This is a genomic window from Erythrobacter sp. NE805 (assembly GCF_046452355.1).
Lineage (GTDB): Bacteria > Pseudomonadota > Alphaproteobacteria > Sphingomonadales > Sphingomonadaceae > Erythrobacter.
The window spans coordinates 492,916-517,445 of the sequence record NZ_JBKFDI010000002.1; the positions used below are offsets into that span (position 1 = coordinate 492,916).

The 24,530-nt window shown below is 68.5% G+C and carries 20 protein-coding genes; 7 read left to right on the forward strand and 13 right to left on the reverse strand.

All coding sequences use genetic code 11. The features are described 5' to 3' along the window. Positions 1–81: 81 nt before the first annotated feature. Complete coding sequence (locus tag ACLBKU_RS10350; protein WP_410179472.1) at positions 82–222, forward strand: hypothetical protein; 141 nt, start codon at positions 82–84, stop codon at positions 220–222. A gap of 560 nt (positions 223–782) precedes the next feature. Here ACLBKU_RS10350 and lepA read toward each other — a convergent pair. The 3 genes from lepA to ACLBKU_RS10365 form a co-directional block, all read right to left on the reverse strand. Next, the gene (gene lepA / locus ACLBKU_RS10355; RefSeq protein ID WP_410179473.1) at positions 783–2,600 is read right to left on the reverse strand and encodes a translation elongation factor 4; all 1,818 of its coding nucleotides are present in this window, start codon (positions 2,598–2,600) and stop codon (positions 783–785) included. A gap of 68 nt (positions 2,601–2,668) precedes the next feature. Next, the gene (locus ACLBKU_RS10360; protein WP_410179474.1) at positions 2,669–4,873 is read right to left on the reverse strand and encodes a putative bifunctional diguanylate cyclase/phosphodiesterase; all 2,205 of its coding nucleotides are present in this window, start codon (positions 4,871–4,873) and stop codon (positions 2,669–2,671) included. 149 nt (positions 4,874–5,022) lie between these two features. Further along, positions 5,023–7,740: an EAL domain-containing protein gene (locus tag ACLBKU_RS10365; RefSeq protein WP_410179475.1), complete on the reverse strand. Its 2,718-nt coding sequence runs from the start codon at positions 7,738–7,740 to the stop codon at positions 5,023–5,025. A 199-nt stretch (positions 7,741–7,939) separates the two neighbouring features. Between ACLBKU_RS10365 and ACLBKU_RS10370 the strand changes: the two genes are divergently transcribed. Together ACLBKU_RS10370 and ACLBKU_RS10375 are read left to right on the forward strand one after the other, a co-directional pair. Beyond that, positions 7,940–9,637: a PHA/PHB synthase family protein gene (locus tag ACLBKU_RS10370; RefSeq protein ID WP_410179476.1), complete on the forward strand. Its 1,698-nt coding sequence runs from the start codon at positions 7,940–7,942 to the stop codon at positions 9,635–9,637. A gap of 122 nt (positions 9,638–9,759) precedes the next feature. Continuing rightward, complete coding sequence (locus ACLBKU_RS10375) at positions 9,760–10,632, forward strand: alpha/beta fold hydrolase (RefSeq protein WP_410179477.1); 873 nt, start codon at positions 9,760–9,762, stop codon at positions 10,630–10,632. A gap of 4 nt (positions 10,633–10,636) precedes the next feature. On the opposite strand, the gene ACLBKU_RS10380 is transcribed toward ACLBKU_RS10375, so the two are convergent. Then, the gene (locus tag ACLBKU_RS10380) at positions 10,637–10,918 is read right to left on the reverse strand and encodes a DUF427 domain-containing protein (protein ID WP_410179478.1); all 282 of its coding nucleotides are present in this window, start codon (positions 10,916–10,918) and stop codon (positions 10,637–10,639) included. Positions 10,919–11,122: 204 nt separating this feature from the next. Here ACLBKU_RS10380 and ACLBKU_RS10385 point away from each other — a divergent pair, with 204 nt between their 5' ends. Beyond that, entirely contained in the window at positions 11,123–12,889 is a 1,767-nt protein-coding gene (locus ACLBKU_RS10385) for an N-acyl-D-amino-acid deacylase family protein (protein WP_410179479.1), read from the forward strand. Positions 12,890–12,893: 4 nt separating this feature from the next. Here ACLBKU_RS10385 and ACLBKU_RS10390 read toward each other — a convergent pair whose 3' ends face one another. From ACLBKU_RS10390 to ACLBKU_RS10415, 6 genes are all read right to left on the reverse strand, one after another. Continuing rightward, a complete protein-coding gene (locus tag ACLBKU_RS10390; protein ID WP_410179480.1) occupies positions 12,894–13,976 on the reverse strand; it encodes a DUF2855 family protein in 1,083 nt (360 codons plus the stop codon). Between the two features lie 27 nt (positions 13,977–14,003). Further along, complete coding sequence (gene dnaN / locus ACLBKU_RS10395) at positions 14,004–15,131, reverse strand: DNA polymerase III subunit beta (protein WP_410179481.1); 1,128 nt, start codon at positions 15,129–15,131, stop codon at positions 14,004–14,006. A 166-nt stretch (positions 15,132–15,297) separates the two neighbouring features. Then, positions 15,298–16,059, reverse strand: a complete 762-nt coding sequence (gene fabG / locus ACLBKU_RS10400) for a 3-oxoacyl-[acyl-carrier-protein] reductase (RefSeq protein WP_410179482.1) — start codon at positions 16,057–16,059, stop codon at positions 15,298–15,300. A 46-nt stretch (positions 16,060–16,105) separates the two neighbouring features. Beyond that, complete coding sequence (locus ACLBKU_RS10405) at positions 16,106–16,498, reverse strand: GxxExxY protein (protein ID WP_410179483.1); 393 nt, start codon at positions 16,496–16,498, stop codon at positions 16,106–16,108. A gap of 33 nt (positions 16,499–16,531) precedes the next feature. Further along, positions 16,532–17,473, reverse strand: a complete 942-nt coding sequence (gene fabD / locus ACLBKU_RS10410; protein WP_410179484.1) for an ACP S-malonyltransferase — start codon at positions 17,471–17,473, stop codon at positions 16,532–16,534. A 37-nt stretch (positions 17,474–17,510) separates the two neighbouring features. Then, positions 17,511–18,341, reverse strand: coding sequence for an LD-carboxypeptidase (locus tag ACLBKU_RS10415; protein WP_410179485.1), 831 nt, complete (start codon positions 18,339–18,341; stop codon positions 17,511–17,513). A gap of 58 nt (positions 18,342–18,399) precedes the next feature. Between ACLBKU_RS10415 and ACLBKU_RS10420 the strand changes: the two genes are divergently transcribed. From ACLBKU_RS10420 to ACLBKU_RS10430, 3 genes are read left to right on the forward strand one after another with little or no spacing between them, the layout of a single operon-like run. Continuing rightward, positions 18,400–19,827: a glutamate ligase domain-containing protein gene (locus ACLBKU_RS10420; RefSeq protein ID WP_410179486.1), complete on the forward strand. Its 1,428-nt coding sequence runs from the start codon at positions 18,400–18,402 to the stop codon at positions 19,825–19,827. 47 nt (positions 19,828–19,874) lie between these two features. After that, positions 19,875–20,114, forward strand: coding sequence for a hypothetical protein (locus ACLBKU_RS10425; RefSeq protein ID WP_410179487.1), 240 nt, complete (start codon positions 19,875–19,877; stop codon positions 20,112–20,114). Positions 20,115–20,159: 45 nt separating this feature from the next. Further along, positions 20,160–21,704 (forward strand): class I adenylate-forming enzyme family protein, encoded by a 1,545-nt coding sequence (locus ACLBKU_RS10430; protein WP_410179488.1) that lies wholly within the window; start codon positions 20,160–20,162, stop codon positions 21,702–21,704. A 229-nt stretch (positions 21,705–21,933) separates the two neighbouring features. Here ACLBKU_RS10430 and ACLBKU_RS10435 read toward each other — a convergent pair whose 3' ends face one another. The 3 genes from ACLBKU_RS10435 to ACLBKU_RS10445 form a co-directional block, all read right to left on the reverse strand. Beyond that, positions 21,934–22,716 carry a transglutaminase-like domain-containing protein gene (locus ACLBKU_RS10435; RefSeq protein WP_410179489.1) on the reverse strand — a complete coding sequence of 261 codons (783 nt, stop codon included), beginning with the start codon at positions 22,714–22,716 and terminating at the stop codon, positions 21,934–21,936. Positions 22,717–22,849: 133 nt separating this feature from the next. Then, entirely contained in the window at positions 22,850–23,500 is a 651-nt protein-coding gene (locus ACLBKU_RS10440) for a glutathione S-transferase family protein (RefSeq protein WP_410179490.1), read from the reverse strand. Between the two features lie 11 nt (positions 23,501–23,511). After that, positions 23,512–24,450, reverse strand: a complete 939-nt coding sequence (locus ACLBKU_RS10445) for a DUF808 domain-containing protein (protein ID WP_410179491.1) — start codon at positions 24,448–24,450, stop codon at positions 23,512–23,514. Between the last annotated feature and the right edge of the window lie 80 nt (positions 24,451–24,530).

Here is a 24,530-nt window from a genome sequence, read left to right on the forward strand (position 1 = left end):
CAACGGCACCGAGGAGCCGCTCAAAGTCGGAGATGAAAGCGGACGCACCGCTGCTTGCGCGTTGGCTAGGTCGCGCTCGACTTGCTGGCCATCGACGATATGCGGAACGAAGTGCTCGAAAGGCAGATAGCTTCCTGGCTCAATGAGCGCGCGATAGCGATCCGAAATCGCCGGATCGGGGATGATCCGCTCGACCTTGGCGACGGCGAAAAAGCCCTTTGACTGCGGGAGTTTGACAGGCTCGCGATAAACGATCCAGTCGCCGACCATTTTCTAGGCGCGGCTGAGGTATGCCTTCGGGAACTGATAATGCACCTCGGGAATGTCGTCGTAGATCGACCCGTCCTTGTGCATGAATACGCCGAAGCCCATCTGGGTGTGATCTGGCCTCACGGTTGCTGAGTCAAGGTCTTGCCGTCCCCCTCCCGCCTGCGGGAGGGGTCAGGGGTGGGAGCGAGCGGAGCGAGCCACTTTAAGGCAGGCCCACCCCCTGCCCCTCCCGCGAGCGGGAAGGGTGAAGAGCGGCCTCTCCGCGTCTCTGCGTCTCCGCGTGAAACAACTTGCTCGAAATGCGGCTCGCCCCTCCACCACCTTCGGTGGTCCCTCCTTCGACAGGCTCAGGACAGGCTCTCCCCGGAAGGGGAGGATTGAAGGTTAGCCGCGGCGAAGCCGCGGCCGTGACGTCGAACGGGTTCTGCTGCGCAGACCCGCCGGCCGGAGTTGCAGCCTCTCGCTTCTAGCTTCCCGGCCGCGTTGCGACCGCCTGCGCTAGGCGCGGGGCTTCACTCTTCACCCATTCTCAAGGCGGCGATAAAGGCTTCCTGCGGGATCGACACATTGCCGTACTCCCGCATCCGCGCCTTCCCCTTTTTCTGCTTCTCGAGCAGCTTCTTCTTCCGGGTGATGTCCCCGCCGTAGCACTTCGCCGTCACGTCCTTGCGCAGCGCCGCGATGGTCTCGCGGGCGATCACCTTGCCGCCGATGGCGGCCTGGATGGGGATCTTGAAAAGATGCCGGGGGATGAGGTCCTTCAACCGCTCGCACATGCCGCGGCCGCGTTCTTCGGCGTTCGCGCGGTGGACGATCAGGGACAAAGCGTCCACGGGCTCGTTGTTCACGAGGATGTTCATCTTCACGAGGTCGCCCTCGCGGGTGCCGATCTGTTCGTAGTCGAAGCTGGCGTAGCCGCGCGAGATCGACTTCAACCTGTCGTAGAAGTCGAACACCACCTCGTTGAGCGGCAGCTCATACGAAACCTGCGCGCGGCCGCCGACATAGGTGAGCTCGGTCTGGATGCCGCGGCGGTCCTGGCACAGTTTCAGGATCGCGCCGAGGTATTCGTCGGGGGTGTAGATCACCGCCTTGATCCACGGCTCCTCGATCATCTCGATGCGGTTGGTGTCGGGCCAATCGGCGGGGTTGTGGATGTCGATGACCTTGGCGTCCTCGGTCTTCGAGTGGCCGAGGTGGATGCGGTAGACCACCGAGGGCGCGGTGGTGATGAGGTCGAGGTCGTATTCGCGGCTGAGCCGCTCCTGGATGATCTCGAGGTGGAGGAGGCCGAGGAACCCGCAGCGAAAGCCGAAGCCGAGGGCGGCGCTCGACTCCATCTCGAAACTGAAGCTCGCGTCGTTGAGGCGCAATTTGGCGATGGACTCGCGCAGCTTCTCGAAGTCGGCGGCGTCGACCGGGAAGAGGCCGCAGAACACCACCGGCTGCACTTCCTTGTAGCCCGGCAGCGGGATCTCGGCCCCGCCCTTCACCGTGGTGATGGTGTCGCCGACGCGGGCCTGCTCGACCTCCTTGATCTGCGCGGTGATGAAGCCGATCTCACCGGGGCCGAGTTCAGCCAGGTCGGCGCGCTTGGGGGTGAAGCAGCCGACGCGGTCGACGAGGTGCTGGGTGCCGCCCTGCATGAAGCGGATGTTGAGGCCCTTGGTGAGCTTGCCGTCGATCACGCGCACGAGGATGACGACGCCCAGATAGGGGTCGTACCACGAGTCCACGAGGCTGGCCTTGAGCGGCGCGTCGACGGTGCCCTTGGGCGGCGGGATGCGGGCGACGACCGCCTCGAGCACCTCCTCGATGCCGATGCCCGACTTGGCGGATGCGAGGACGGCGTCCGAAGCGTCGAGGCCGATGATCTCCTCGATCTCGGCGCGGACCTTGTCGGGCTCGGCGGCGGGGAGGTCGATCTTGTTGATGACGGGGACGATCTCGTGGTCGTGCTCGATCGACTGGTAGACATTGGCGAGGGTCTGGGCCTCGACCCCCTGCGCGGCGTCGACGACAAGGAGCGCGCCCTCGCAGGCGGCGAGGCTGCGCGAGACCTCGTAGGCGAAGTCGACGTGGCCGGGGGTGTCCATCAGGTTGAGCTGATAGGTCTCGCCGGATTTGGCCTGGTAGGTAAGGCGCACGGTCTGCGCCTTGATGGTGATGCCGCGCTCCTTCTCGATGTCCATGTTGTCAAGGACTTGCGCGGACATCTCGCGCTCCGAGAGCCCGCCGGTGAACTGGATCAGCCGGTCGGCGAGGGTCGACTTGCCGTGATCGATATGCGCGATGATCGAGAAGTTGCGGATGTGAGAGAGGTCGGTCATTTCCCCCGCCGATTAGCGGTAGGGCGCAGCATTGTCATGCGCCAAAAACGCAACTGCTGAGGGGCCCGTCAGGCGGGTTCGGTGCGGGCGGGCTTGGCGTAGCCGAACTTGGGGACAGCCCCGCCCTGATCCATGCCGAGGAACTTGCCCGGGGCCAGCGCTGCCAGAGGCGTTCCGGCGGCGGCAAGAGCGTAGGGAGAGACGCGGTTGCGGGTGCACAGCCCGCCCGAGCCGTCCTCGATCAGCGACTGCTCGAACTCGAGCCCCTGGACGTCGCCGCTCGAGCGCATCACGGTCGCGACCGCCAGCTGTCCGCCGCCGAGGTCGACCACGAACTGCGTCCCCCGCGGCACGTCGGCAAGGCCCTGGATCAGCGCGCCGGTCTTCGAGAGGTTCCGCAAGGTGACCATGTAGGCATAGTCGTCGTGGATCACCTGGATCTTGCGCAGCAGGGTACGGCGCCGGGCGCGGCGCATGCGGCTGGTGCCGGGCTCGATGCGCCACGCGCCGCCCGCCATCTCGCGCGCGAGGGTGTCGGTGTCGACCGGCTCGGAGAAGATCGGTCCCTGGAGGTAGTGCACCCCGCAGGCCTGGAGCGCGGCGAGCAGGCTCGCGCTCTCGATCCCGCCCGCCACGGTGTCCATCTGCAAGGCGCCCGCGAGCGCGACGATCGCGCGCACGAGGCCGAGCTCGGTGCCATCCTGCCGCTCGGCCTCGGCGACCAGCTTCTGGTCGATCTTGATCGCGTCGAAGGGCGCGCGGCGCAGGTAGGAGAGCGAGGAATAGCCCGAGCCGAACTCGTCGAGGGTCAGCCGCACCCCGAGCTTGAACAGCGCCGCGAGCGTGCGGTCGACGACGCTCGCCTCGCCGAAGAACACCGCCTCGCTGATTGCCAGCGTGAGCCTCGCGGGCGCGATCCCGGCGGCGTCGACCGCCTCGGAGACGAGCGTCACGAAGTCATCGGCGAGGAACAGCGCGACCGGCACGCTGGCCGCGACCCGCACGCTGTCGGGCCAGCCGGCGGCGCGCTGGCAGGCCGCCGCGATCGCCCAGCGCCCGACATCGCCGAGCAGCGCCGAGCCCTCGACGATCTGGGCGAACTCGTGCTCGTCGATGACGCCGCGGGTCTCGTGGTTCCAGCACACGTGCGTCTCGAGCCCGCATACCGTGCCGGCGGCAGCGGCGACGATCGGCTCGAAGCGCAGGAACAGCTGCTCCTCGCGCAGCGCCGTGCCGAGGTCCTGCTCGAGGCGGCGGCGGAAGATCGTCTCGTTCTCGAGCTCGCCCGAGAAGAAGCGGTACTGCGCCCGGCCGCCGTTCTTGGCGGCATAGAGCGCAAGGTCGGCGGCGCGCACGATCTCGTCGCGGGTCACGCCGTCGTGCGGGGCGATGGCGATCCCGACCGAGGCGCCGATCACGCAGCGCCCTTCCTCGAGGCTGTAGGGCTGGCGCAGCATCGCGATCACCTTGGCCGCGAGCTCGCCGAGCACCCCGCGGTCGTCGATGTCGGGGAGCATCACCTGGAACTCGTCGCCGCCCAGCCGCCCGATCTCGCAATCGCGGTCGATCGCCCGCGTCAGCCGCGCGGCGACCTGCTTCAACAGCTCGTCGCCCGCCGCGTGACCGAGCGTGTCGTTGACGTGCTTGAAGCGGTCGAGGTCGATCATCATCACCGCGCAGTTGCGGCGCGCGGCGCGGAAGGCGGTGAGGGTCGCATCGATGTGGTGCGCCATGCGGTGGCGGTTGCTGAGCCCGGTCAGCGAATCGTAACGGGCGAGCCGCGCGGTCTCCTCCTCGCGGGTGTACTCCTCGGTGATGTCGACCCCGGTGCCGCGGAAGCCGGCGAACGCGCCCTCGGCGGTCGCGATCGGCTGGCCCGAGAGGCGCAGCACCGCGCCCTCGGGCTTCCTGGCAGCGCGCACCGCGAGCCCGGTGAAGGCCTTGTGCGCGCCGAGCATCAGCGGGAGCGACTTGCCCCGCCCCTCGCGGTCGGCGGCGGCGAAGATCGCGGTCAGCGGCTGGCCGAGGAGGTCGGCGAGCGGCAGGTCGAGCCGCTTGGCGATCGCGCCCGAGAGGTAGGTGAGATTGCCGCGCGCATCGCTCGCCCAGAACCAGCCGAGGCCCGACTGCTCGAGCTCGTCGAGCATCGCGAGGCGTTCGCCGTCGGTAAGCGCGGAGGTGGCGGGCGGCGCGAGAGGGCGCGGCGCGACGGCCGGCGGCTCGCGGCGCGAGGCGCTGCCGTTGCGTGACGACAAGAGACCCTTGAGGGACATCTCGTGAGACCTGCCTCCGTAGCTCGGCCCGGGCGATGCTCGCAGATGCGCCGGGGCCGTGTTCGCAAGGCGTAAAGGCCGATGGTTATTATTCCGCTAAAGCGCATGTCCCTATCGCGCCGGGTCGCGCCCGGCATGCGCGGGCGGGGCTACCAGGCGCCGACGGTGCCCGGGGCGCCCTTGAGGACCGAGAAGGACCCGTCGGCGCGGCGCTTGAGCGGCGCGTGGAACTCGATGCCGACGCGGTTCTCGCGCGACCAGCGGACCTGGGCGGTGACGCTCCTGTCGGCCGAGAACTCGATGCGGATCGCGCTGCCGGCGGGCATGTTCCAAAGGCCCTCGATCATCGCCCCGCTCTCGGAGACGTTGCGCAAGGTGGCGTTGAGGCGGTTGCCGTTGTGGACCACCACCACGCGGCGCAGCAGGTTCTGGCGCGGCGCGCGGGCGGACTGCGGGCCGTCGGCCTCGGCGACGAGATCGCCCGAAACCAGCGCGGTCGCGTCCGAGGCGTTCATCGGCTTGAAGTAGATATAGCCCTGGACGTGGCTGCACCCGAGCAGACGCACCAGTTCGAGCTCGTCGAGGGTCTCGACCCCTTCCGCCGTCGTGTCCATGTGCAGCGCCTCGGCCAGCGACGTGATCGAGGCGATGATCGCCCCGTTGCGGCTGCCCTCCTCGGTCGCGCCCTGAACGAAGCTGCGGTCGATCTTGATCTTGTCGAAGGGCGCCTTCTTCAGATAGCCCAATGAGGAATAGCCCGTGCCGAAATCGTCGAGCGCGAGGCGCACGCCGACCCGCTTGAGCGCCTTGAACATCGCGTCGGTGCCGGCGCTGTCGTTGAGGAACACGCTCTCGGTGATCTCGAGCTCGAGCCGCGAGGGTGCGACCCCGCTGTGCGCGAGCGCGTTGGCGACGATGGTCGGGAGCTCGGGATTGGCGAATTGCAGCGCCGAGACGTTGACCGCGCAGCGGATCGAGCGCGGCCAGCGCGCAAGGTCCGCGCAGGCGGTGCGCAGCGCCCACTGGCCGAGGCGGTCGATGAGGCCGGCGTCCTCGGCGATCGGCACGAACTTGGCCGGGCTGAGCCAGCCCTTGCGCGGGTGGTTCCAGCGCATCAGCGCCTCGAAGCCGACGATCTTCTCGTTCGCGGCATAGACGACCGGCTGGTAGTAGAGCTCGAGCTCGCCCTTGGCGATCGCCTCGCGCAGGTCCTGCTCGAGCTCGGCGCGCTCTTCTGCGGCGGCATGGAGGTCCTCGGCGTAGAAGCGGAACACCCCGCGCCCGGCGTCCTTGGCAGCGTAGAGCGCGAGGTCGACGTTGCGGATCAGCTCGTCGCTGTTCGAGCCGTGCTCGGGCGCGAGCGCGATGCCGACCGAGGCGCCGATCACCACGCTCTGCCCCTGGATCGAATAGGGCTGCGAGAGCGAGGCGATGATCTCCTGCGCGATGTGGCCGAGGGTGCCGCGGTCCTGGTGGCCGGGGACGATCACCTGGAACTCGTCGCCGCCGAGCCGCCCGCAACGCCCCGCCCCGCCGATCGCGCGCTCGAGCCGCTGGGCGACCTGCTTGAGCAGCGCGTCGCCCGCCGGGTGGCCGAGCGTATCGTTGACGTGCTTGAAGCGGTCGAGGTCGAGCATCAGCACCGCGCAGGCGCGCTCGCGACCGCTCGGGGCGGCGAGGATCTGCTCCAATGCCTGGCTCATCTGCACGCGGTTGGCGAGGCCGGTGAGCGAATCGTAGTGCGCGAGGCGCGAGACCTGCTGCTCGCTGCGGCGCTTCTCGGTGAGGTCGGTCCCATGGCCGCGGAACCCGCAGAAGTTCTTGTAGCTGTCGTAGACCGGGCGCCCGGCGAGCGCCCACCAGCGCTCGTCCCCGGTGGTCGCGGCGCGCACCTCGACATCGTGGAAGGCCGAGCGCGCCGAGAGGTGGAAGGCGAGCGTGCGCTCGGCATCGGCGGCGCCTTGCGAGGGGTCGACGATCTCGGAGAGCGGGCGGCCGACCACCGCGTCGGTGGTCTTGCCCAGCGCCAGCGCGGCCTTGGGCGAGATGTAGGTGATGAGCCCGCGGCGGTCGGTTTCCCAGAACCAGCCCTGCCCGGTCTCCTCGAAGCTCCTGAGGATGTCCTCGGCGCGCGCCGCGACCCGCTCGCGGGCCTCGCGGGCGAGGCGGCGGTTGGCCGCGGCCTTCCACTCGAGCCGCGCGATCAGCAGCAGGGTGATCGCCGCGGCGACGACCGCGGCATAGGTCACCGGCGCCGGGACGAGCACGGCGAAGCCCGCCCAGCTCGCGATCTTGGCGCAGAACAGCGAGACGATGCGCATGTCGAACAGCGCGGCCGCGGCGGCGTTGATGCACACCATCGTGCCGATCGCCCACTGCCACGGCAGCCCCTGCCCGACCCAGGTCGCGAGCGCCAGCCCGGCGAGCGCCATCGGCAGGACGATCCCGACGAACACGATCCCGAGCCGCACCGCATTGGCGGTCTCGGGACGGCGCTCGGTCTCGGCGAACAGCGTCCCGCAGGCGAACAGCGCCGCCGAGGCGAGCGCCAGCGAACAGGTGAAGGTCGAGGGGATGCCCTGAAAGACGATTCCCGCCACCGCATAGGCGGCGAGCAGGAACAGCGTCATGCCGCCGGCCTGGCGCGGGAGGAAGAAGTTCTGCTCGCTCGCCGGCTCGTCGATCACCGGCTTGAAGCCTCTCGCCGCCTCGACCCGCGTGCGCTCGGCCCCGCGCCGGTCGCCCCGGCCGCGCAGATCCCCGCCTTCCGCATTGGCCTTGGCGAGGGCCGCGGCGTGCAGATCGCGCCGCGAACCGAGCGGTCGCGGGTTATCGGTCGCAAATTTTCTTATTGGTGCCCCAGCCATGCCTCCCCCATGCCTCAGGAGGGCTGAGAAAAGCGTTAATCGCGATCCCTAATTCTTTCATGATGGCCCGCCTCCGGTCCCGCGTGCCGCCAGCGGCGTGCTTGCAACTTGGCAGGCGAGGCTGCATTCTGCCCCCGAGGTCCGCGTTAACGCTTGTTCCCCGAGGCAGCGGGCGCAGGGCCAGGAGAAGGGGATCCGAATGGCACGCAGCGAAGTCAAGCTCGAGAACGAAGCAGCCCAGTCCACCAATGCCCTCGGGCCCCTGATCGGGGTCGCCCGCGAGGATTTCGTCAGCGCGGTCGCGCTGCTGCTGCGCGAGACCGCCTCGGACCCCTCGCGGTTCATCCGCCACTCCACGGCGATGGCGCAGGACATGGTCAAGATCATGACCGGCAAGAGCGAGCTCGCCCCCGATCCCAAGGACAAGCGGTTCATGGATCCCGCGTGGCAATACAACCCCTTCTTCCGTGCCGGCGCGCAATATTACCTCGCGGTGCAGAAGGGGATGAAGAACTGGCTCGAGGAACTGGAACTCGACGAGCTCGAGAGGAACCGCGCGAACTTCATCGCCAACATCATCCTCGACGGCCTCGCCCCCACCAACACCCTCGTCGGCAACCCGACCGCGCAGAAGCAGATCATCAACTCGGGCGGCCTCAGCCTCATCAAGGGGCTCCAGAACGCCTACAATGACCTCGTCCACAACAAGGGCATGGTCAGCCAGGTCGACAAGCGCCCCTTCAAGATCGGCGAGAACGTCGCGACCTCGAAGGGCAATGTCGTCTACCGCGACGAGATCATGGAGGTGCTGCAATATGCGCCGACCACCGAGGAGGTCTACGCGATCCCGCAGCTGACGATTCCGCCGCAGATCAACAAGATGTACATCAACGACCTCAGCCCCGACAAATCGGTCATCAAGTGGCAGGTCGACAACGGCATCCAGACCTTCGTGATCTCGTGGCGCAACCCGTCGAAGGAACAGGGCCACTGGGGCATGGCCGACTACATCGCGGCCTGCGAGAAGGCGCTGGAGGTGGTGTCCTCGATCACCGGCTCGAAGAAGGTCAACGTCTCGGCCGGGTGCTCGGGCGGGCAGACCGCATCGGTGCTCGCCTCGAAGCTCGCCGCGACCAATAACCCGATCCTCGGCACGCTGACGCTGATGGTCTGCGTGCTCCACCCCAAGCCGACCGACATCGAGGCGGGCTCGCTGGTCAGCGAGAACGGGATGCAGCTCGCCCGGCAGCGCGCGATGAAGCAGGGCGTGATCAAGGCCGACGACCTCGCCCGCGGCTTCGCCTGGCTGAGGCCCAACGACCTCATCTGGAACTACGTCATCAACAACTACCTGCTCGGGCAGGACCCGCCCGCCTTCGACGTGCTGTTCTGGAACGCGGACGCGACCAACCTCTCCTCGAGCCTGATGGGCGATTTCCTGACGCTGTTCGAGACGCTCGCCTTCACCAAGAAGGGCGAGGTCGAGATGGCGGGCCACAAGGTCGATCTCAGCAAGGTCACCGCCGACCTGTTCATCCTCGGCGGGGTGACCGATCACATCACGCCGTGGAAGGCGACCTACCGCTCGACCCAGTTGTTCGGATCGAAGGACGTGACCTACGTGCTCTCGCAGTCGGGCCACATGCAGGCGATCCTCAATCCGCCGGGCAATCCCAAGGCCAAGTACTTCGTGCAGAAGAAGAAGGGCAAGCTTCCGGCCACCACCGACGAGTGGCTCCAGGGGGTCGAGGAGGTCAAGGGAAGCTGGTGGCCGCTGTGGATGGAGTGGGTGCAGGCGCGCTCGGGCAGCAAGAAGCCCGCGCCCGCCGCTCTCGGCAACGCCACGTTCCAGCCGCTGGAAGCCGCGCCGGGACTCTACGTCGTCGAAGAAGTCTGATACAGCGCCAGCGCGGCAGAGGCCTTCCGGGCCCTTGCGCACAGCTTGTGGGCGCGCGCGCTAAGGGATCGGCGTGCGCGCCCAACCCGCCCCTTCGCAGGGCGCTGAAAGGACGTGTTACCTTGAGCAATCCCATGGACGACGCGGTCGTCACGATGGAGCAAGTGGGCGGGCGGACGCTACGGACTGCGGCCTGGCGGCTCCACATGCCCTCCGATCACCTGCCGATCCTGTTCTTCAACGGCATCGGCGCGAACATCGAGGCGGTGGCCCCGCTCGCGGCTGCCATGCCCGAGCGCGGCTTCATCATGTTCGACATGCCCGGGACCGGCGAATCGCCCGATCCGCTGGTGCCCTACAACCCCTTCACCATGAGCTGGACCGCCGCGCAGCTGCTCGAGAAGCACGGGCTCGAGGAAGTCGACGTGATGGGCGTCTCGTGGGGCGGCGCGATGGCGCAGCACTTCGCGCTCCAGCACCCGGGGCGCACGCGGCGGCTCACCCTGATCGCGACCACGCCGGGGATGCTGATGGTGCCGGGCAACCCCGCCGCCTTCACCAAGATGGCCGACCCGCGCCGCTACATCGACCCCGCGTTCATGAACGAGCACTTCCAGACGCTCTACGGCGGCGTCGACAAGGACGGGTCCCAGCACCAGAAGGACAGCCACATCGGCCGCCTCAAGCCCCCCTCCCCGCGCGGCTACATGTACCAGCTGATGTGCATGATGGGCTGGACGAGCCTGCCGGCGCTCCCCTTCCTCAAGAAGGAGACGCTGATCATGATGGGCGAGGACGACCAGATCGTGCCGCTCGTCAACGGGCGGATCCTCAAGGCGATGATCCCCAATGCGCGGCTGGTGACCTTCGCAGGCGGCGGGCACCTGTTCCTGCTGACCCATGCCGACGAGAGCGTCGCGGCGATCCGCGACTTCCTCGACGCGCCCGACACCGACCGCGAGACCGCGCGCGAGGCGAAGCGCGCGCTGGCGTGAGGCTTCAGCCGACCACCACCCCGCGCCAGAAGGCGATCCTGTCCCTGATCTCGGCGGCGGCCGGCTTGGGATCGGGGTAGTACCATGCGGCGTCGGGGTTGGTGGCGCCGCCCGCGGTGATGGAGTGGTAATGCGCTGTGCCCTTCCACGGGCAGACGGTGGTCGTCGCGCTGTCGGTGAGGAGCTCGGCGTTGACCGCGCTTCTCGGGAAGTAGTGGTTGCCCTCGACCACCACGGTCTCTTCGCTTTGGGCGATGACGATGCCGTTCCATGTTGCCGTGACCATGCGCGCGGATCTCCTTGATTGCCGGGCCCTGTCTGGCGGCGTCTAGCGCCGAAATCCTACAAGTCCTACACAAGACCCCGCCGCGCGGCGCAAGTTGACGCACCTCGCGCCTAGGGGTGCCTGCATGCACTATGTCAACTTGCGCGCCCTCCCCTTGTAGGGGCGCGCACTTTGCGACATCCTCTCCCGATCGGGAGAGAGAACATGACACGCTACGACCTCATCATCCGCGGCGGCACAATCGTCGACGGAACCGGCGCCCCTGCCTTCACCGGCGACGTCGCGATCCGGGGCGGCCTGATCGCGGCGGTGGGCCGCATCGAGGGCAGCGCGGCGGAGGAGATCGACGCGACCGGCATGGTCGTCGCCCCGGGCTTCGTCGACATCCACACCCACTATGACGGGCAGGCAACCTGGGACCAGGAGATGGCGCCCTCGAGCTGGCACGGGGTGACGACGGTCGTCATGGGCAATTGCGGGGTCGGCTTCGCCCCCGCCCGTCCCGACCGCCACGAATGGCTCATCAGCCTCATGGAAGGGGTCGAGGACATCCCCGGCACCGCGCTCGCCGAGGGGATCACCTGGGATTGGGAGACCTTCCCCGAGTATTTGGACGCGCTCGAGAAGCTTCCCCGCACGGTCGATATCGGCACCCATGTCCCCCACGGCGCGGTGCGCGCCTATGTGCTGGGCGAGCGCGAACAGCCCGGCGCCGTGCCCACGCCTGAGGACATCGCCGCGATGAGCCGGATCGTCGAGGAAGGCGTGCGCGCCGGGGCGCTCGGTTTCTCGACCTCGCGCACCGTGCTTCACAAGTCGGTCGACGGCGAACTCGTCCCCGGCACCACCGCCACGCCCGAGGAGCTGATCGCGATCGGCCGCGCGATGGGCCGCGCCAGCGCCGCAGGGGGCCACGCGGTGTTCGAGATCGCCAGCGACCTGAAGCGCGAGTGGAACGAATTCGACTGGATGGGGCAGCTCTCGCGCGAGGCCGGCATCCCGGTGACCTTCGCCGCGCTCCAGTCGGTCGCCAAGGAGATGACCCTTCCCGAACAGATCGCCGCGATGCGCGCTGAGAACGACAAGGGCGCGAACATCGTCGCCCAGATCGCGCTGCGCGGGAACGGGATCGTGATGGCCTGGCAGGGCACCGTCCACCCCTTCCGCTACCGACCGAGCTGGATGGCGATCAAGGACCTGCCATGGGAGGAGCAGAAGGCAAGGCTCCTCGACCCCGCGTTCAAGGCGCAGCTCCTCGCCGAGCCCAACGATTTCACCGACGCCCCCAAGGACATCGGCGGCGTGGTGATGGCGGTGGCGATGGGCTGGAAGGTCCAGTTCGAGATGGACCCCGACTTCGACTACGAGCCCGCACCCGAGGCGAGCATCAACGCCCGCGCCGCGGCGGCGGGGGTGAGCCCGCAGGAATATGCCTATGACCTGCTCTGCCGCGACGGGGCCAAGGGGTTCATCTACCTGCCGATCCTCAATTACGCCGACGGCAATCTCGACTTCCTCGTGCCGCTCCAGCACGCGGAGGACACGGTCAACTCGCTCTCCGACGGCGGCGCGCATTGCGGCACGATCTGCGACGCCGCCTCGCCGACCTTCATGCTCGAGCACTGGGTCAAGGGCCGCAGGCGCGGCGAGCGGATCGGGCTCGAACAGGCGATCAGGCGCCAGTGCCGCGACACCGCAAGGCTCTACGGCCTCGAGGACCGGGGCGTGATCGCCCCCGGCTACCTCGCCGACCTCAACGTCATCGACCTGGACAGGCTGACGCTCGGCAAGCCGTGGCTCGCCTTCGACCTCCCCGCGGGCGGCAAGCGGCTGCTGCAGAAGGCGAAAGGCTATGTCGCCACCATCAAGAGCGGCGTCGTCACCTTCCGCGAGGGCGCGTGGACCGGCGCCACCCCCGGCGGGCTGATCCGCGGGCCGCAACGGGTGGAACTCGCCGAGGCGGCGGAGTAGCCTCTCAGGGCTCGATCACGATCCCCTTAGCGGGGTTGATCTGCCCCGCAACCATCGCGGTGAAGACGCTGCGCGCCGCCTCGAGTCCGGCGAGGCGCTCGATGGCGATCGTGCCCTCGGCCGCCTCGAGGAACGCGTGCCAGGCGGCGGCGACCAGCCTGCCGCCCTCCTCGGCCCCATGCGCCTTGAAGAAGGCGACCGCATGGTCGGGCGCGAAGAACATCTGCGGCTTGGGCCCCGGCAGCGGCTCGCCCTTGCCGAACACGCTGCGCGCCTCGATGTGGGTCGCACCGACCAGCACCGACTGGGCAAGCGCGTCCTCGAAGTGGCGGTGGATGCGCGCCAGCAGGTCGGCATTGCCCGCGAAATCAACGCTCACGCTGCGCACCACGGCGAGCCGCTCGAGGTCGTCATAGGCGAGCACCTCGTCGTAGAGCCCGCTTGCCGCCACGAAGGCGACGTTGCCCTTCGAGGTGAGCCCGATGCGCCTGATCCCCGGCGAGGTCTGCCGCGCCACGCTCGCCAGCCCCATCGCGGTCTTCGACGAGGCGCTGGTGACGACCAGCTGCTCGGCCCCGAACCAGTCCTGCCCGCGCAGGAAATACTCGATGAGGAAACCGGTGCGGAACAGCGGCCCGAAGATCATCCGCTCCGCCTCGCGCGCCGGGTCATGCTCGGGATCGGCGGCGAGGCGCGTGTAGCTGTTGTAGACCGGGCTCATCGGCTGGCGATGCTCCAAGGTGTCGGAGAAGCCGCCGGCGCTCACCCGCCCCGGCACGACGTCGAGGTGGCTCGCCATCGGCAGGTAGCCATAGACGCGCTCGCCGACCGCGATCTCCGGATGCCGGCTCTCGATCACCCGCGCATGGCCCCACATCGGCACGATGCCGAGACCTTCAGGCGCAGGGAAGAAGTCCCAGTAGCGGAAGCCGTCGCCGACCACCGCATAGGTGACGTTGTTGGCGGTGACCGAGAAGCTCTCGACCTGGAGCCGCACCGCGCCCTCGGGCAGCGGCGGGAACGGCACCTCGGCCAACACGGCATCGGTGAGCGCGCCCTTGCGGACGTGGACCTGCTGGGCATTCATGGCATTCCCCTCCTCAAGCGGCGGGGATCACACCCGCATCGGCATCAGCACGTAGAGCGCGCGCGCGGAATCGTCCTCGCGGATCAGCGTCGGCGCGCCGGCGTCGGCGAGGTGGAGTTCCACCGTGTCGCCGTCGATCTGGCCGAGGATGTCCTTGAGGTAATTGGCGTTGAAGCCGATCTCGAGCCCTTCGGCGCGGTATTCCGCCGCCAGCTCCTCGGCCGCGGTGCCGTTGTCGGGCGAGGTCACCGAGAGCGTCACGCGGTCGTTGTCGAGCCCGATCTTGACCGCGCGGGTCTTCTCGGTGGCGATGGTCGCGACGCGGTCCACGCCCGAATAGAACAGCTTGGGATCGACCTTGAGGAGCTTGTCGTTGGCGGTCGGGATCACGCGGCTGTAGTCGGGGAAGGTCCCGTCGATCAGCTTGGAGGTGAGCACCACCCCGCCCTCGCCCCCGAGGGTGAAGCGGATCTTGCTCGCGGAGAGGTCGATCAGCACGTTGCCGTCCAGGGCCTCCTCGAGGAGCTTGCGCAGTTCGCCCACGGCCTTCCGGGGCACGATCACGTCGGGCATCCCGGCGGCGCCTTCCGGGCGCGGCAGGGTGAAGCGGGCCAGGCGGTGGCCGTCGGTCGCGGCGGCCTTGAGCAGCGGCTCGTCCTCGTCCGTCACGTGGAGGAAGATGCCGTTGAGGTAGTAGCGCGTCTCCTCGGTCGAGATCGCGAAGCGGGTGCGGTCGATCAGCTCGGCGAGCAGGCGCGCGGGCAGTTCGAAGCTGGTCGGCAGGTCGCCCTCGACGATCACCGGGAAATCGTCGCGCGGCAGCGTCGGCAGCTTGAAATTCGAGCGCCCCGCCTTGACCTCGAGCCGGTTGTCGCTGGCGGTGAGGCTGACCTGGCTGCCCTCGGGCAGCTTCCTCGCGATGTCGAACAGGAGGTGCGCCGAAACGGTGATCGCGCCCGGCTGGTCGACCGCGGCGGCGCTCATGGTCTCGACCACCTGGAGATCGAGGTCGGTCGCCATCACCCGCACCGAGCCGCCGCCGTCGGCGTCGATCAGCACGTTCGAGAGGATCGGGATCGTGTTGCGGCGTTCCACGACGGATTGAACATGGGAAAGGCACCGCAGCAGCGTCGCGCGTTCGATCGTGGCCTTCATCGCTTGTCCCTATCGTTCTGCGTATATGGCGAAGGGGCGCAGGAATCGCCCCCAAGCGCCGGAAACTCCGCAAAACCTTAGCGAAGGCGCGGATACGGGCAAGTTGGCGGCTTTGCGGAGGCCGTTTCCGCTGGGGATAAGGGGCACTGCCTGCGCCCCTCCCGCATCAGAGCATCGCCATCCCGCCGTTGACGTGCAGCGTCTCGCCGGTGACGTAGGCCGCCTCGCGGCTGGCGAGGAAGGCGACTGCGGCGCCGATCTCGGCGCCCTCGCCCATCCGGCCCATCGGGATGCGGGCGTTGATGGCGCCCTGCTGCTTCTCGTCGAGCGCGGCGGTCATCGCGGTGCGGATGAAGCCCGGGGCGACGCAGTTCGCGGTGATCCCGCGGCTCGCCACTTCCTGCGCGAAGGCCTTGGTCATGCCGGTCAGCCCCGCCTTGGCCGCGCAATAGTTCATCTGCCCGGGGTTGCCGGTCGCGCCCACCACGCTGGTGATGTTGACGATCCGCCCGAAGCGCGCCTTCATCATCGGCTTGGCGGCCGCGCGCATCAGGCGGAAGGCGGCCTCGAGGTTGATGCGGAGCACCTGGTCCCACTCCTCGTCCTTCATCCGCATGCCGAGGTTGTCGCGCGTGATCCCGGCGTTGTTGACGAGGATGTCGACGCTGCCGAGCGTATCGAGCATCGCCGGGATCAGCTCCTCGACCTGCGTGGTGTTGCCGAGATCGCAGGTGATCTCGACATGGCCGTCGTGGTCGTGGTGGGCATAGGCCTCGTTGAGCTCGTCGCGGAAGGCGCGGAGCTTGGCCGCGTTCGACCCCGACAGCGCGAGCCGCGCCCCCTGCGCGGCGAGCGCGTGCGCGATCGCCGAGCCGATGCCTCCCGATGCGCCGGTGACGAGGGCGTTCATGCCGTTGAGTGCAAACATGGCAGTCTCCTGTTGTTTCGCGCAGAGACGCAGAGAGCGCAGAGGATCAGGTCTCTTTGTCCAGATTGTTCACCAGACGGCGAATGCCGTCCTTCATCGTCGCTTCGCCGAAGTTCAGCAGCAGGCCAAGTGGTCGCCGCGTCAACCGGAGATAGGTCAATAGCTGCTTCAAGTGCGCCTTGCTCAAGGTCTCGACTGACTTCACTTCGACCACGAGGCGGTCATCGATCAGTAGGTCGATACGGAACGCACCGGCGAAGTGGAGTCCTTCGAACTCGAAGTCGACCGGCACCTGTCGGGCAATCTTGATCTCCTGCCTGCCCAGCGAAGAAAACAGAACCGTTTCATACACACTTTCGAGCAGACCCGGCCCAAGCGCTCGATGGATGCGGATAGCTTCTCCGACGACGAGGGCGCTCAGATCGTTGATCGTGGTCACCGAACCCTCCGCGCTCTTTGCGTCTCTGCGCGATCAACCAAGTACCTGTTTCGCGAATGCCTCGAGGTCCTGCATGGTCACGAGGCTGGTGACCTGCGCCTCTCGGTCGATGCGGCCGACCATCGGGCCGACCACCTTGCCGCCCAGCTCGACGAAGTGTTCCACGCCGCCCGCCCGCATGGCAAGGACGCTTTCGCGCCAGCGCACCCGGCCCGTGACCTGCTCGACGAGCAGCGCGCGCTCCTCCTCCGCGTCGGTGACGGGGGCGGCGGTGACGTTGGCGTAGAGCGGCAGGGCGAGCGCCGCCGGCGGAGTCTGGCTGAGCGCCTCGGCCATGCGCTCGGCCGCGGGCGCCATCAGCGAGGAGTGGAACGGGGCGGAGACGTTGAGGATCATTCCGCGCTTGATCCCGTGCTCCTTCGTCAGCGCCACGGCGCGCTCGATCGCGGCCGTGTGGCCCGAAAGCACGACCTGCGAGGGGTCGTTGTCGTTGGCGACTTCGCACACCTCGCCTTGCGCGGCGGCCGCGGCGAGTGCCCTGGCCTGATCGATGTCCGCGCCGAGCAGCACCGCCATCGTCCCCTCGCCGACCGGCACCGCCGCCTGCATCGCCTGCCCCCGCAGCTTGAGGAGCCGGGCGGCGTCGGCGAGGCTGAAGGCACCGATGCTCGCGAGCGCGGTGTATTCGCCGAGCGAGTGGCCCGCGACGCAGTTCGCGGCCTCGAAGACGCTCACCCCGAAGTCGCGCTCGAGCACCCGCACCGTCGCGATGGCGTTGGCCATGATCGCCGCTTGCGCATTCTCGGTGAGGGTGAGCTCCTCCTCGGGGCCCTCGCGCATCAGCACGGAGAGCTTCTGCTTCAGCGCCTCGTCGACCTCGCCGAAGACGTCGCGGGCCGCTTCGCTCGCTGCGGCGAGCTCGGCGCCCATGCCGACCTTCTGACTGCCCTGTCCCGGAAAGATGAACGCGCGCATCGATGACCCCGATTGTCCCGTGAATTGGCGGGGGCCGTTACGTCCGCGAAGGCGGGCTGGCAAGGCCGAAGGGCACAACCCTGTTGGCAGAGGTGTGCCCGATCAGCGCGCGGCCGAGGTAGGAGACCCCTGCACGCTCGCACCAGAAGCGCGCGATGTCCTCCTCGCCCTGGCCGAATTCGACGTAGTTCTCCGGCACGTCGGTGACGAAGCCGAGCCTCAGGCCCTTGAGCCGCGGGAGGGTCCCGGCGAGATGGAAGAACAGGCGGTCGATGGAGTACATGTATTCCGACACCTCCTCGACCATCAGCACGTGCCCGGTGAGGTCGGGCATCAGCGGGGTGCCGGTGGTCATCGCGAGGGTGATGAGGTTGAAGGCCGCGACCGGCGTGACGCCGTCGACGCTCGGCTCGACCCCGCTCGTGTCGCCCTGGAGCCAGTCCAGGACCCGGCGGATCGCCTCCTTGCCTCCTTCCGACCTTGCGCTCACCGGCATGTGACCGTGGACGCACTGGCCGATCCCGGCGCGGTAGAGCGCGGCGAGGAGGTATCCCGCGTCGGAAAAGCCGACATAGGTCTTGGCCCGGGCGACGCGGTTCATCTGCGCGACCGCAGCCTCGGCGATGCGGTTCGAGCCGTAGCCCCCCTTGGCGAACCACACGACGTCGAAGGCCGGGTCGTTGGCGCATTCGAGCAGCGCCGTGAGGCGCCTCAGGTCGTCGCCGGCGAAGTGCCCGGCGCGCTCGAAGCATTGCGGGTGGAAGGTCACGCGGTGCCCCGGATACTCGGCCGCGACCAGCGCCTCGAGCGCGGCCTGGTGCTCGGAGGTTATCGGGGTGGCCGGTGCGCAAATCGCGATACTCGTCATGGGGCCGAGCCTATGGCGCTTGTCAGGGGGCGCGCAAGCCAATAACCGTGGCCAACATATGGATAACAGGGTCGAGGCCAGGCCGCTCTCGGAGCGGCCGCTGTTCTTTTGCGGCATCGGCGGGTCCGGGATGCTGCCGCTCGCGCAGATCGCACGGGGCCTCGGCCACCCCGTCGCCGGCTCGGACCGCAGCCGCGACCAGGGCCGCTCCCCCGAAAAGTTCGCCTGGCTCGAGGCGAACGGCTTCGCGCTCTTCCCGCAGGACGGCAGCGGGGTCACCTCGCCCGACCAGGTGCTGATCGCCTCGGCCGCGATCGAGGACACGGTGCCCGAAGTGGCGCGCGCCAAGGCGCTCGGTTGCGAGCGGATGAGCCGCGCCGAGCTCCTCTCGGAGCTGTTCAACGCCGCCTATTTCTCGGTCGCGGTCGCCGGGACCTCGGGCAAGTCGACGGTCACCGGCATGATCGCCTGGATCCTCTACGAGGCAGGCCACGATCCGACGGTCATGAACGGGGCGGTGATGAAGAACTTCGCCACGCCCGCAAACCCCTTCGCCAGCGCCCGGATCGGCGCGCCGGGCCTGTTCGTCAGCGAGGTCGACGAGAGCGACGGCTCCATCGCGCTCTACCGGCCGAGCGTCGGGGTGCTGCTCAATGTCAGCCTCGACCACAAGAGCATCGAGGAACTGCGCGTCCTGTTCGGCAACTACCTCGCCGCGTGCGGGACGGCGGTGGTCAATCTCGACAGCGCCGAGGCGGGCTACCTCCTGCCGCGCGCGGCGGAGGCGGTGACCTTCGGCATCCGCTCGCAGGAGGCGGACCTGACGGTCGATCCCGCAACCATCGTCGAGAGTGCCCGGGCGATCGAGGCGGTGCTGATCGACAACCGCCGGCGCGAGGCCTTCCCGCTGGTGGTGCCGATGCCGGGGCGGCACAACCTCGCCAATGCGCTCGCGGCGATCGCGGCGGCGCACGCGGCGGGGGTCGCGCTCGACCAGGCGGCCTATGCGCTGAGGAGCTTCGCGGGCCTCGCGCGGCGCTTCGACGTGATCGGCACCTCGCCGGGCGGGATCACGGTGATCGACGACTTCGGCCACAACCCCGAGAAATGCGCCGCGACCCTGCGCACCCTCAAGGCCTCTCCCGGCCGGGTGATCGCCTTCTTCCAGCCCCACGGCTACGGCCCCTTGCGCCAGATGGGCGAGGAGCTGGCGCGGACCTTCGCCCGCGAGCTCGGCCCGGACGACATCACCATCCTGTGCGACCCGGTCTATTTCGGCGGCACGGTCGACCGCAGTGTGGGGAGCGAGCGGATCGTCGCGCTCATCGACGCCGCCGGCGGCCGCGCCGAGCACATCCCCGACCGTGCCGCCTGCGGGGAGCGCATCCTCGCCCTCGCCCAGCCCGGGGACCGGATCGCGGTGATGGGCGCGCGCGACGACACGCTGACGGAGTTCGCCCGATCGCTGCTCGCCCGCCTGCCCTGAGCCGCCCGAAGAGCCTCTATGCCCGCGCCGCGCGCCATGCGTGGCGGATGGCCGGCGCGCTGGTGCTCGCGATGCTGCTGATCGCGATCTCGGACAGGCTGTTCGGCCATTCGACCCTCGCCTTCGCTGCGGCGATCGCGGGGCTGTTCCTGGTCAACCGCCCGATCCTCGGATTCAACTGCCCGCGCTGCGGCAAGAACGCCTTTTTCCGCGGCCGGTTCGCGGTGTTCTGGCCGAACCGCGTCTGCGGGCGCTGCGGCGAGCAACTCGACAGGGTGTATCCCTAAAATCGCGGATGGCTGAAGGACCCGCGCGCGGATAGCCTGGCCCCCATGCTGCACCCGCGCGATTTCTCCCTCGACACGCTGCTGGCGAACTGCGCCCAGCGTCACGCCCACCGCCTCGCCACTGTCGACGGCGCCCAGCGCCTGACCTGGGCCGAGCTCGACGCCCGCGTCACCAACCTCGCGCGCTGGCTGCTGGCGCGCGGGATCGCGCCCGGCGACCGGATCGCGATCCTGATGACAGACGGGGCACCCTACCTCACCACCCTGCTTGCCTCGGCGCGGATCGGGGCCATATCGGTGCTCCTCAACTGGCGCCTCGCTCCGCAAGAGATCGCCTGGATCTGCGGCAATGCCGAGCCTGCCATGACCTTTGCAAACCCGCGTTTTCTCCAGCTTTTACAAGGGGCTGATGCGGGCGAAGTGCGCCAAGTTGACGAAAGTCATGCGGGGGACGGGTTTTTCGAGAGCCTTGTAGGAACCACCCTCGGGCCGATCCAACACGCCTATGATCTTGGCCTCAACTTGGGCCCCGATCGCCCGCTCTACATGATGTACACCAGCGGCACGACCGGGCGGCCCAAGGGCTGCCTCCAGGCCGGGAGCGCGGTCGCCGCGTCGGCGCTCGGCTTCGCGCAGCACCGGCGTTTCACCCACGAGGAGGTGCTGCTCTCGGTCAACCCGCTGTTCCATGTCGTGGGAATGCAGCAGGTCGCCGCGATGCTCGCCTGCGGGGGGACCAGCGTCTTCGCGGGCCGCGACGACGACAATGCCGCGATCCTCGAGCTCCTCCACCGCGAGGGCTGCACCACCACCAGCGCCTTCCCGACGATCTGTTTCCCGTGGCAGGTGATGAACCCGGTGCGCGATGGGCGGATGCCGCTCACCAACTACACCGGCGGGGCAGGCATGGGCCGCCCGCAGATGTACGAATTCATCGAGAGGGACTGGGACGCGCGCGTCGTCGGCGGCTACGGCCAAACCGAGATCTGCGGCTTTGCGACCTTCATCGACTACCCCGACATGCTCGAGGCCCCGCGCTCGATCGGCTGGACGCTGCCGCACGTGACGATGACTGTGCTCGACGCGCAAGGCAACCACCTCCCCCCCGGCGAGGAAGGCGAGCTGTGCCTGCGCGGCCCCTCGGTGATGCTCGGCTACTGGCGCAACCCGGAAGCGAGCGAGGCCGCGCTCGGCCATGGCTGGCTGCGCACCGGCGACCTCGGCACGATGGACGAGCGCGGGCGCGGCTACCTGCTCGGCCGCGCCAAGGAGCTCATCAAGACCGGCGGCGAGAACGTCTACCCGGCCGAAGTCGATGCGATCTTCGCCGCCATGCCCGAGGTCGCCGACGCGGGCTGCTGCGGGGTGCCGGACAGGCAGTGGGGCGAGGCGGTCAAGGCCTTCGTGGTGCTGAAGCCCGGCCACACGCTGACCCGCGAGGACATCACCGCGCGCTTCAAGGGCCGGATCGCGGGCTACAAGCGCCCGCGCTACATCGAGTTCGTCGACCAGCTCCCGCGCGACCCGATCGGCAAGCTCTTGCGCCGCGAGCTGTCCGCCCGGCCGGTGACGCCCGAACAGGCAGCATAGCACGACCAGGCGGACAAAGCGGACAAAGCGGACACCCTGTCCGGTTCGCGCGCTTCCAAATTCACTCTCAACCTCAACGCGTTAATTGCAGATCGCGAAACCGGACGGACACGGGGTGCGGCGCGAAAGCTGCGGATCGAGCGGCCTTGCGGGCCGCGGACCAGACGATGCGAAAGAGCCGGCGAAGAGGCTAGCGCCGGGAGGAGATGTAGGAAACCTCCGCCCGCCCTCAGTCCGCCAGCGCCTCCACCCGCACGCTCTGCCCGCGCAGGAACAGCGGGCCGAAGGCGGTGAGGAAGGCGACGTCGCCGCTGTCGCGCCCGATGCCGATCTTCGCCATCTCGGCCTCCCGCGCCATCCCGGTCGCATCGACGAGGTGCCATTCGCCGCCGAGGAACACTTCCGCGACCGCATGGAAATCGGGCGGCTTCACCCCCGGCGCATAGACGCTCGCATAACGCGCCGGGATCTCGCCCGCCCGCGCGAGGGTGATGAGGAGGTGCGCATAGTCGCGGCACACGCCCTTGCCCGAATGGAAGGTATCGACCGCCGTTGTCTCGAAATTGCTCGACCCGGGCGTGTAGGTAAGGTGCCCCGCCACCCAGTCGCGCATCGCGGCGAGCTTCGCGCCGCCCTCGAGCTGGCCGAAGCGCTCGTTCACGAAGTCGGTGAACTGGTGCGAGGGGCAGTAGCGCGAGGGCAGGAGATACTGCACCGTCTCCCCCGGCAGGCGGTGCGGCGGCAGCGCGGGAAGCGTGGCGACGTCGCGCAGGATCCGCTCGATGCTGACGACCGCGCGGTAGTCGACCTTGAGCTCGCCCTCCTTCCGCAGCCAGATGCGCTCGCCGATCATGTCCTGTGCGGGCACGCGGGCGAAGTGCTGGCAGGGCGAGAGCTGGAGATGCGCCTCCTCGATCCGCTGCTCGGGGATCGCGGCGGCCTCGATCTGGAGCAGGAGGTCGCAAACGCGCGAGAGGGCGTAGTCGAGATGGACGTCGATCCGGAGGCGCAAGGCGGTGGTCCCGTTGGCGTGAGGTCGTGCGAGAGGGTCGCGGGCGGCAGGGGCGATACTCCGCGTGGCACGGCTTTGTTTCGAAAGCAGCGCGGCCCTAGTGCGCGCAACCCCCGAAGGCCACAGGCAATGCTCAGCCCGCCTTTGTCTCGAGCGCCTTGCGCCCCTCCTCCTCGCGCTGGAATGCCCGCTGGTAGGCGGGGCGCGCGGTGAGGCGCTCGCGATAGGCCTTGAGGCTGTCGGGCACGCCCTCGTCGAGCCCGACGCTCTCCGACAGGATCAGCGCGTAGCCGACGCAGATGTCGGCGACGGTGAAGCGCTCGCCGCACAGATAATCGCGGCCCCTCAGTCGCTCCTCGACCTTGAGGAGGCGCTTCCAATACCACTTGGCATAGGCGTGTCCGGCCTCGCCCAGCCCCTTGTCCTTCTCGAACAGGACGAAGCGCATATAGACGGTCTGGGGGAAGGTGATCGTCGCGTCGGCGTGGTAGGTGAAGTCGCAATACTCGGCGTAGTCCGCCTCGCCCGGCGCGATGACGAGGGGCGAGGGGCCGTCCTTGCTGGCGAAGTAATGCGCGATGGCGCAGCTCTCGGTCATGCGGCTGTCGCCGTCGATCAGCAGGGGGACGGTGCCCAGCGGATTGATCGCGAGGTATTCGGGCGCGAGATAGCGCGGGGGGAAGGGCAGCACCCTCAGGTCGATGTCGACACCGGCTTCCTCGGCCGCCCAGGTCGCGCGCAGGCCGCGCGAGCGGGCGCAGGTGTAGAGAACGGGCTTGGTCATGGTTGGCGGACTTAGTGCCCCTCGCCCGCGCCGACACCCAGCACTTTATGCAGGACGAAGACGATCACGCCGCCGATGACAAGGCCGACCGCCGCCGACAGCGCCGTCGCGGTCAGCCAGCCGAGCACCCCGCCCGCCACCTCGTGCACCGCGTGCTCGGCGGCATGGATCGGGCCGTAGAGCCCGTCCCAGCCGAGCTTGTGGAGGCTGTCGACGACGATGTGCCCGCCGACCCACAGCATCGCCACCGTGCCGACGATCGAGAGCGTCACCAGCAGCTTGGGCACGAAACGCAGCAGGAAGCGCCCGAAGGCCTGCGCCCCCTTGCTCGCCTGCTTGGTCAGGTGGAGCCCGATGTCGTCGAGCTTCACGATCAGGCCGACCACGCCATAGACGCCGACGGTCACCGCCACCGCGACCAGCGCGAGCACCGCGCCGCGCATCACCAGCGACTCGTCGGCGACCTCGTTCAAGGCGATCGCCATGATCTCGGCGGAAAGGATGAAGTCGGTGCGGATCGCCCCGCCGACGCGCTCGTTCTCGAAGGCGACCGGATCGGTGATCTCATCCTCGAGCGTCGCGCCGTGCTTGGCCGCGCCGAGCTTCTCGAGCACCTTCTCGGCGCCCTCGTAGGCGAGGAAGGAGCCACCGAGGAGCAGCAGCCAGACGATCGCCTGGGGCAGGAACTCGGAAAGCAGCAGCGCGCCGGGCAGGAGGAAGACGAGCTTGTTCCGCAAGGAGCCCTTGGTGATCTTCCAGATGATCGGCAGCTCGCGCGCCGGGGATAGGCCGGTGACGTAGGAGGGGGTTACGGCGGCATCGTCGATCACCACCCCGGCGGTCTTGGTCCCGGCCCGGCCCGCGGCCACCGCCACGTCGTCGATCGAGGCCGAGGCGGCCTTGGCGATCACCGAAATATCGTCGAGCAGCGCGACCAGACCTGACGGCACGTTCCATTCCCCCTTTGCGATTCGAGCAGGTAAAGCGCTCGCCTGCCCGTCCGGTTCCCTGGCGACAAGACTTGCAATTG

Excerpts from the sequence above, each read along its gene's own strand:
- lepA (WP_410179473.1), bottom strand. The coding sequence starts at position 2,600 with ATGACCGACCTCTCTCACATCCGCAACTTCTCGATCATCGCGCATATC.
- ACLBKU_RS10360 (WP_410179474.1), bottom strand. The coding sequence starts at position 4,873 with ATGTCCCTCAAGGGTCTCTTGTCGTCACGCAACGGCAGCGCCTCGCGC.
- ACLBKU_RS10365 (WP_410179475.1), bottom strand. The coding sequence starts at position 7,740 with ATGGCTGGGGCACCAATAAGAAAATTTGCGACCGATAACCCGCGACCG.
- ACLBKU_RS10370 (WP_410179476.1), top strand. The coding sequence starts at position 7,940 with ATGGCACGCAGCGAAGTCAAGCTCGAGAACGAAGCAGCCCAGTCCACC.
- ACLBKU_RS10380 (WP_410179478.1), bottom strand. The coding sequence starts at position 10,918 with ATGGTCACGGCAACATGGAACGGCATCGTCATCGCCCAAAGCGAAGAG.
- ACLBKU_RS10385 (WP_410179479.1), top strand. The coding sequence starts at position 11,123 with ATGACACGCTACGACCTCATCATCCGCGGCGGCACAATCGTCGACGGA.
- ACLBKU_RS10390 (WP_410179480.1), bottom strand. The coding sequence starts at position 13,976 with ATGAATGCCCAGCAGGTCCACGTCCGCAAGGGCGCGCTCACCGATGCC.
- dnaN (WP_410179481.1), bottom strand. The coding sequence starts at position 15,131 with ATGAAGGCCACGATCGAACGCGCGACGCTGCTGCGGTGCCTTTCCCAT.
- fabG (WP_410179482.1), bottom strand. The coding sequence starts at position 16,059 with ATGTTTGCACTCAACGGCATGAACGCCCTCGTCACCGGCGCATCGGGA.
- fabD (WP_410179484.1), bottom strand. The coding sequence starts at position 17,473 with ATGCGCGCGTTCATCTTTCCGGGACAGGGCAGTCAGAAGGTCGGCATG.
- ACLBKU_RS10415 (WP_410179485.1), bottom strand. The coding sequence starts at position 18,341 with ATGACGAGTATCGCGATTTGCGCACCGGCCACCCCGATAACCTCCGAG.
- ACLBKU_RS10420 (WP_410179486.1), top strand. The coding sequence starts at position 18,400 with ATGGATAACAGGGTCGAGGCCAGGCCGCTCTCGGAGCGGCCGCTGTTC.
- ACLBKU_RS10425 (WP_410179487.1), top strand. The coding sequence starts at position 19,875 with ATGGCCGGCGCGCTGGTGCTCGCGATGCTGCTGATCGCGATCTCGGAC.
- ACLBKU_RS10430 (WP_410179488.1), top strand. The coding sequence starts at position 20,160 with ATGCTGCACCCGCGCGATTTCTCCCTCGACACGCTGCTGGCGAACTGC.
- ACLBKU_RS10440 (WP_410179490.1), bottom strand. The coding sequence starts at position 23,500 with ATGACCAAGCCCGTTCTCTACACCTGCGCCCGCTCGCGCGGCCTGCGC.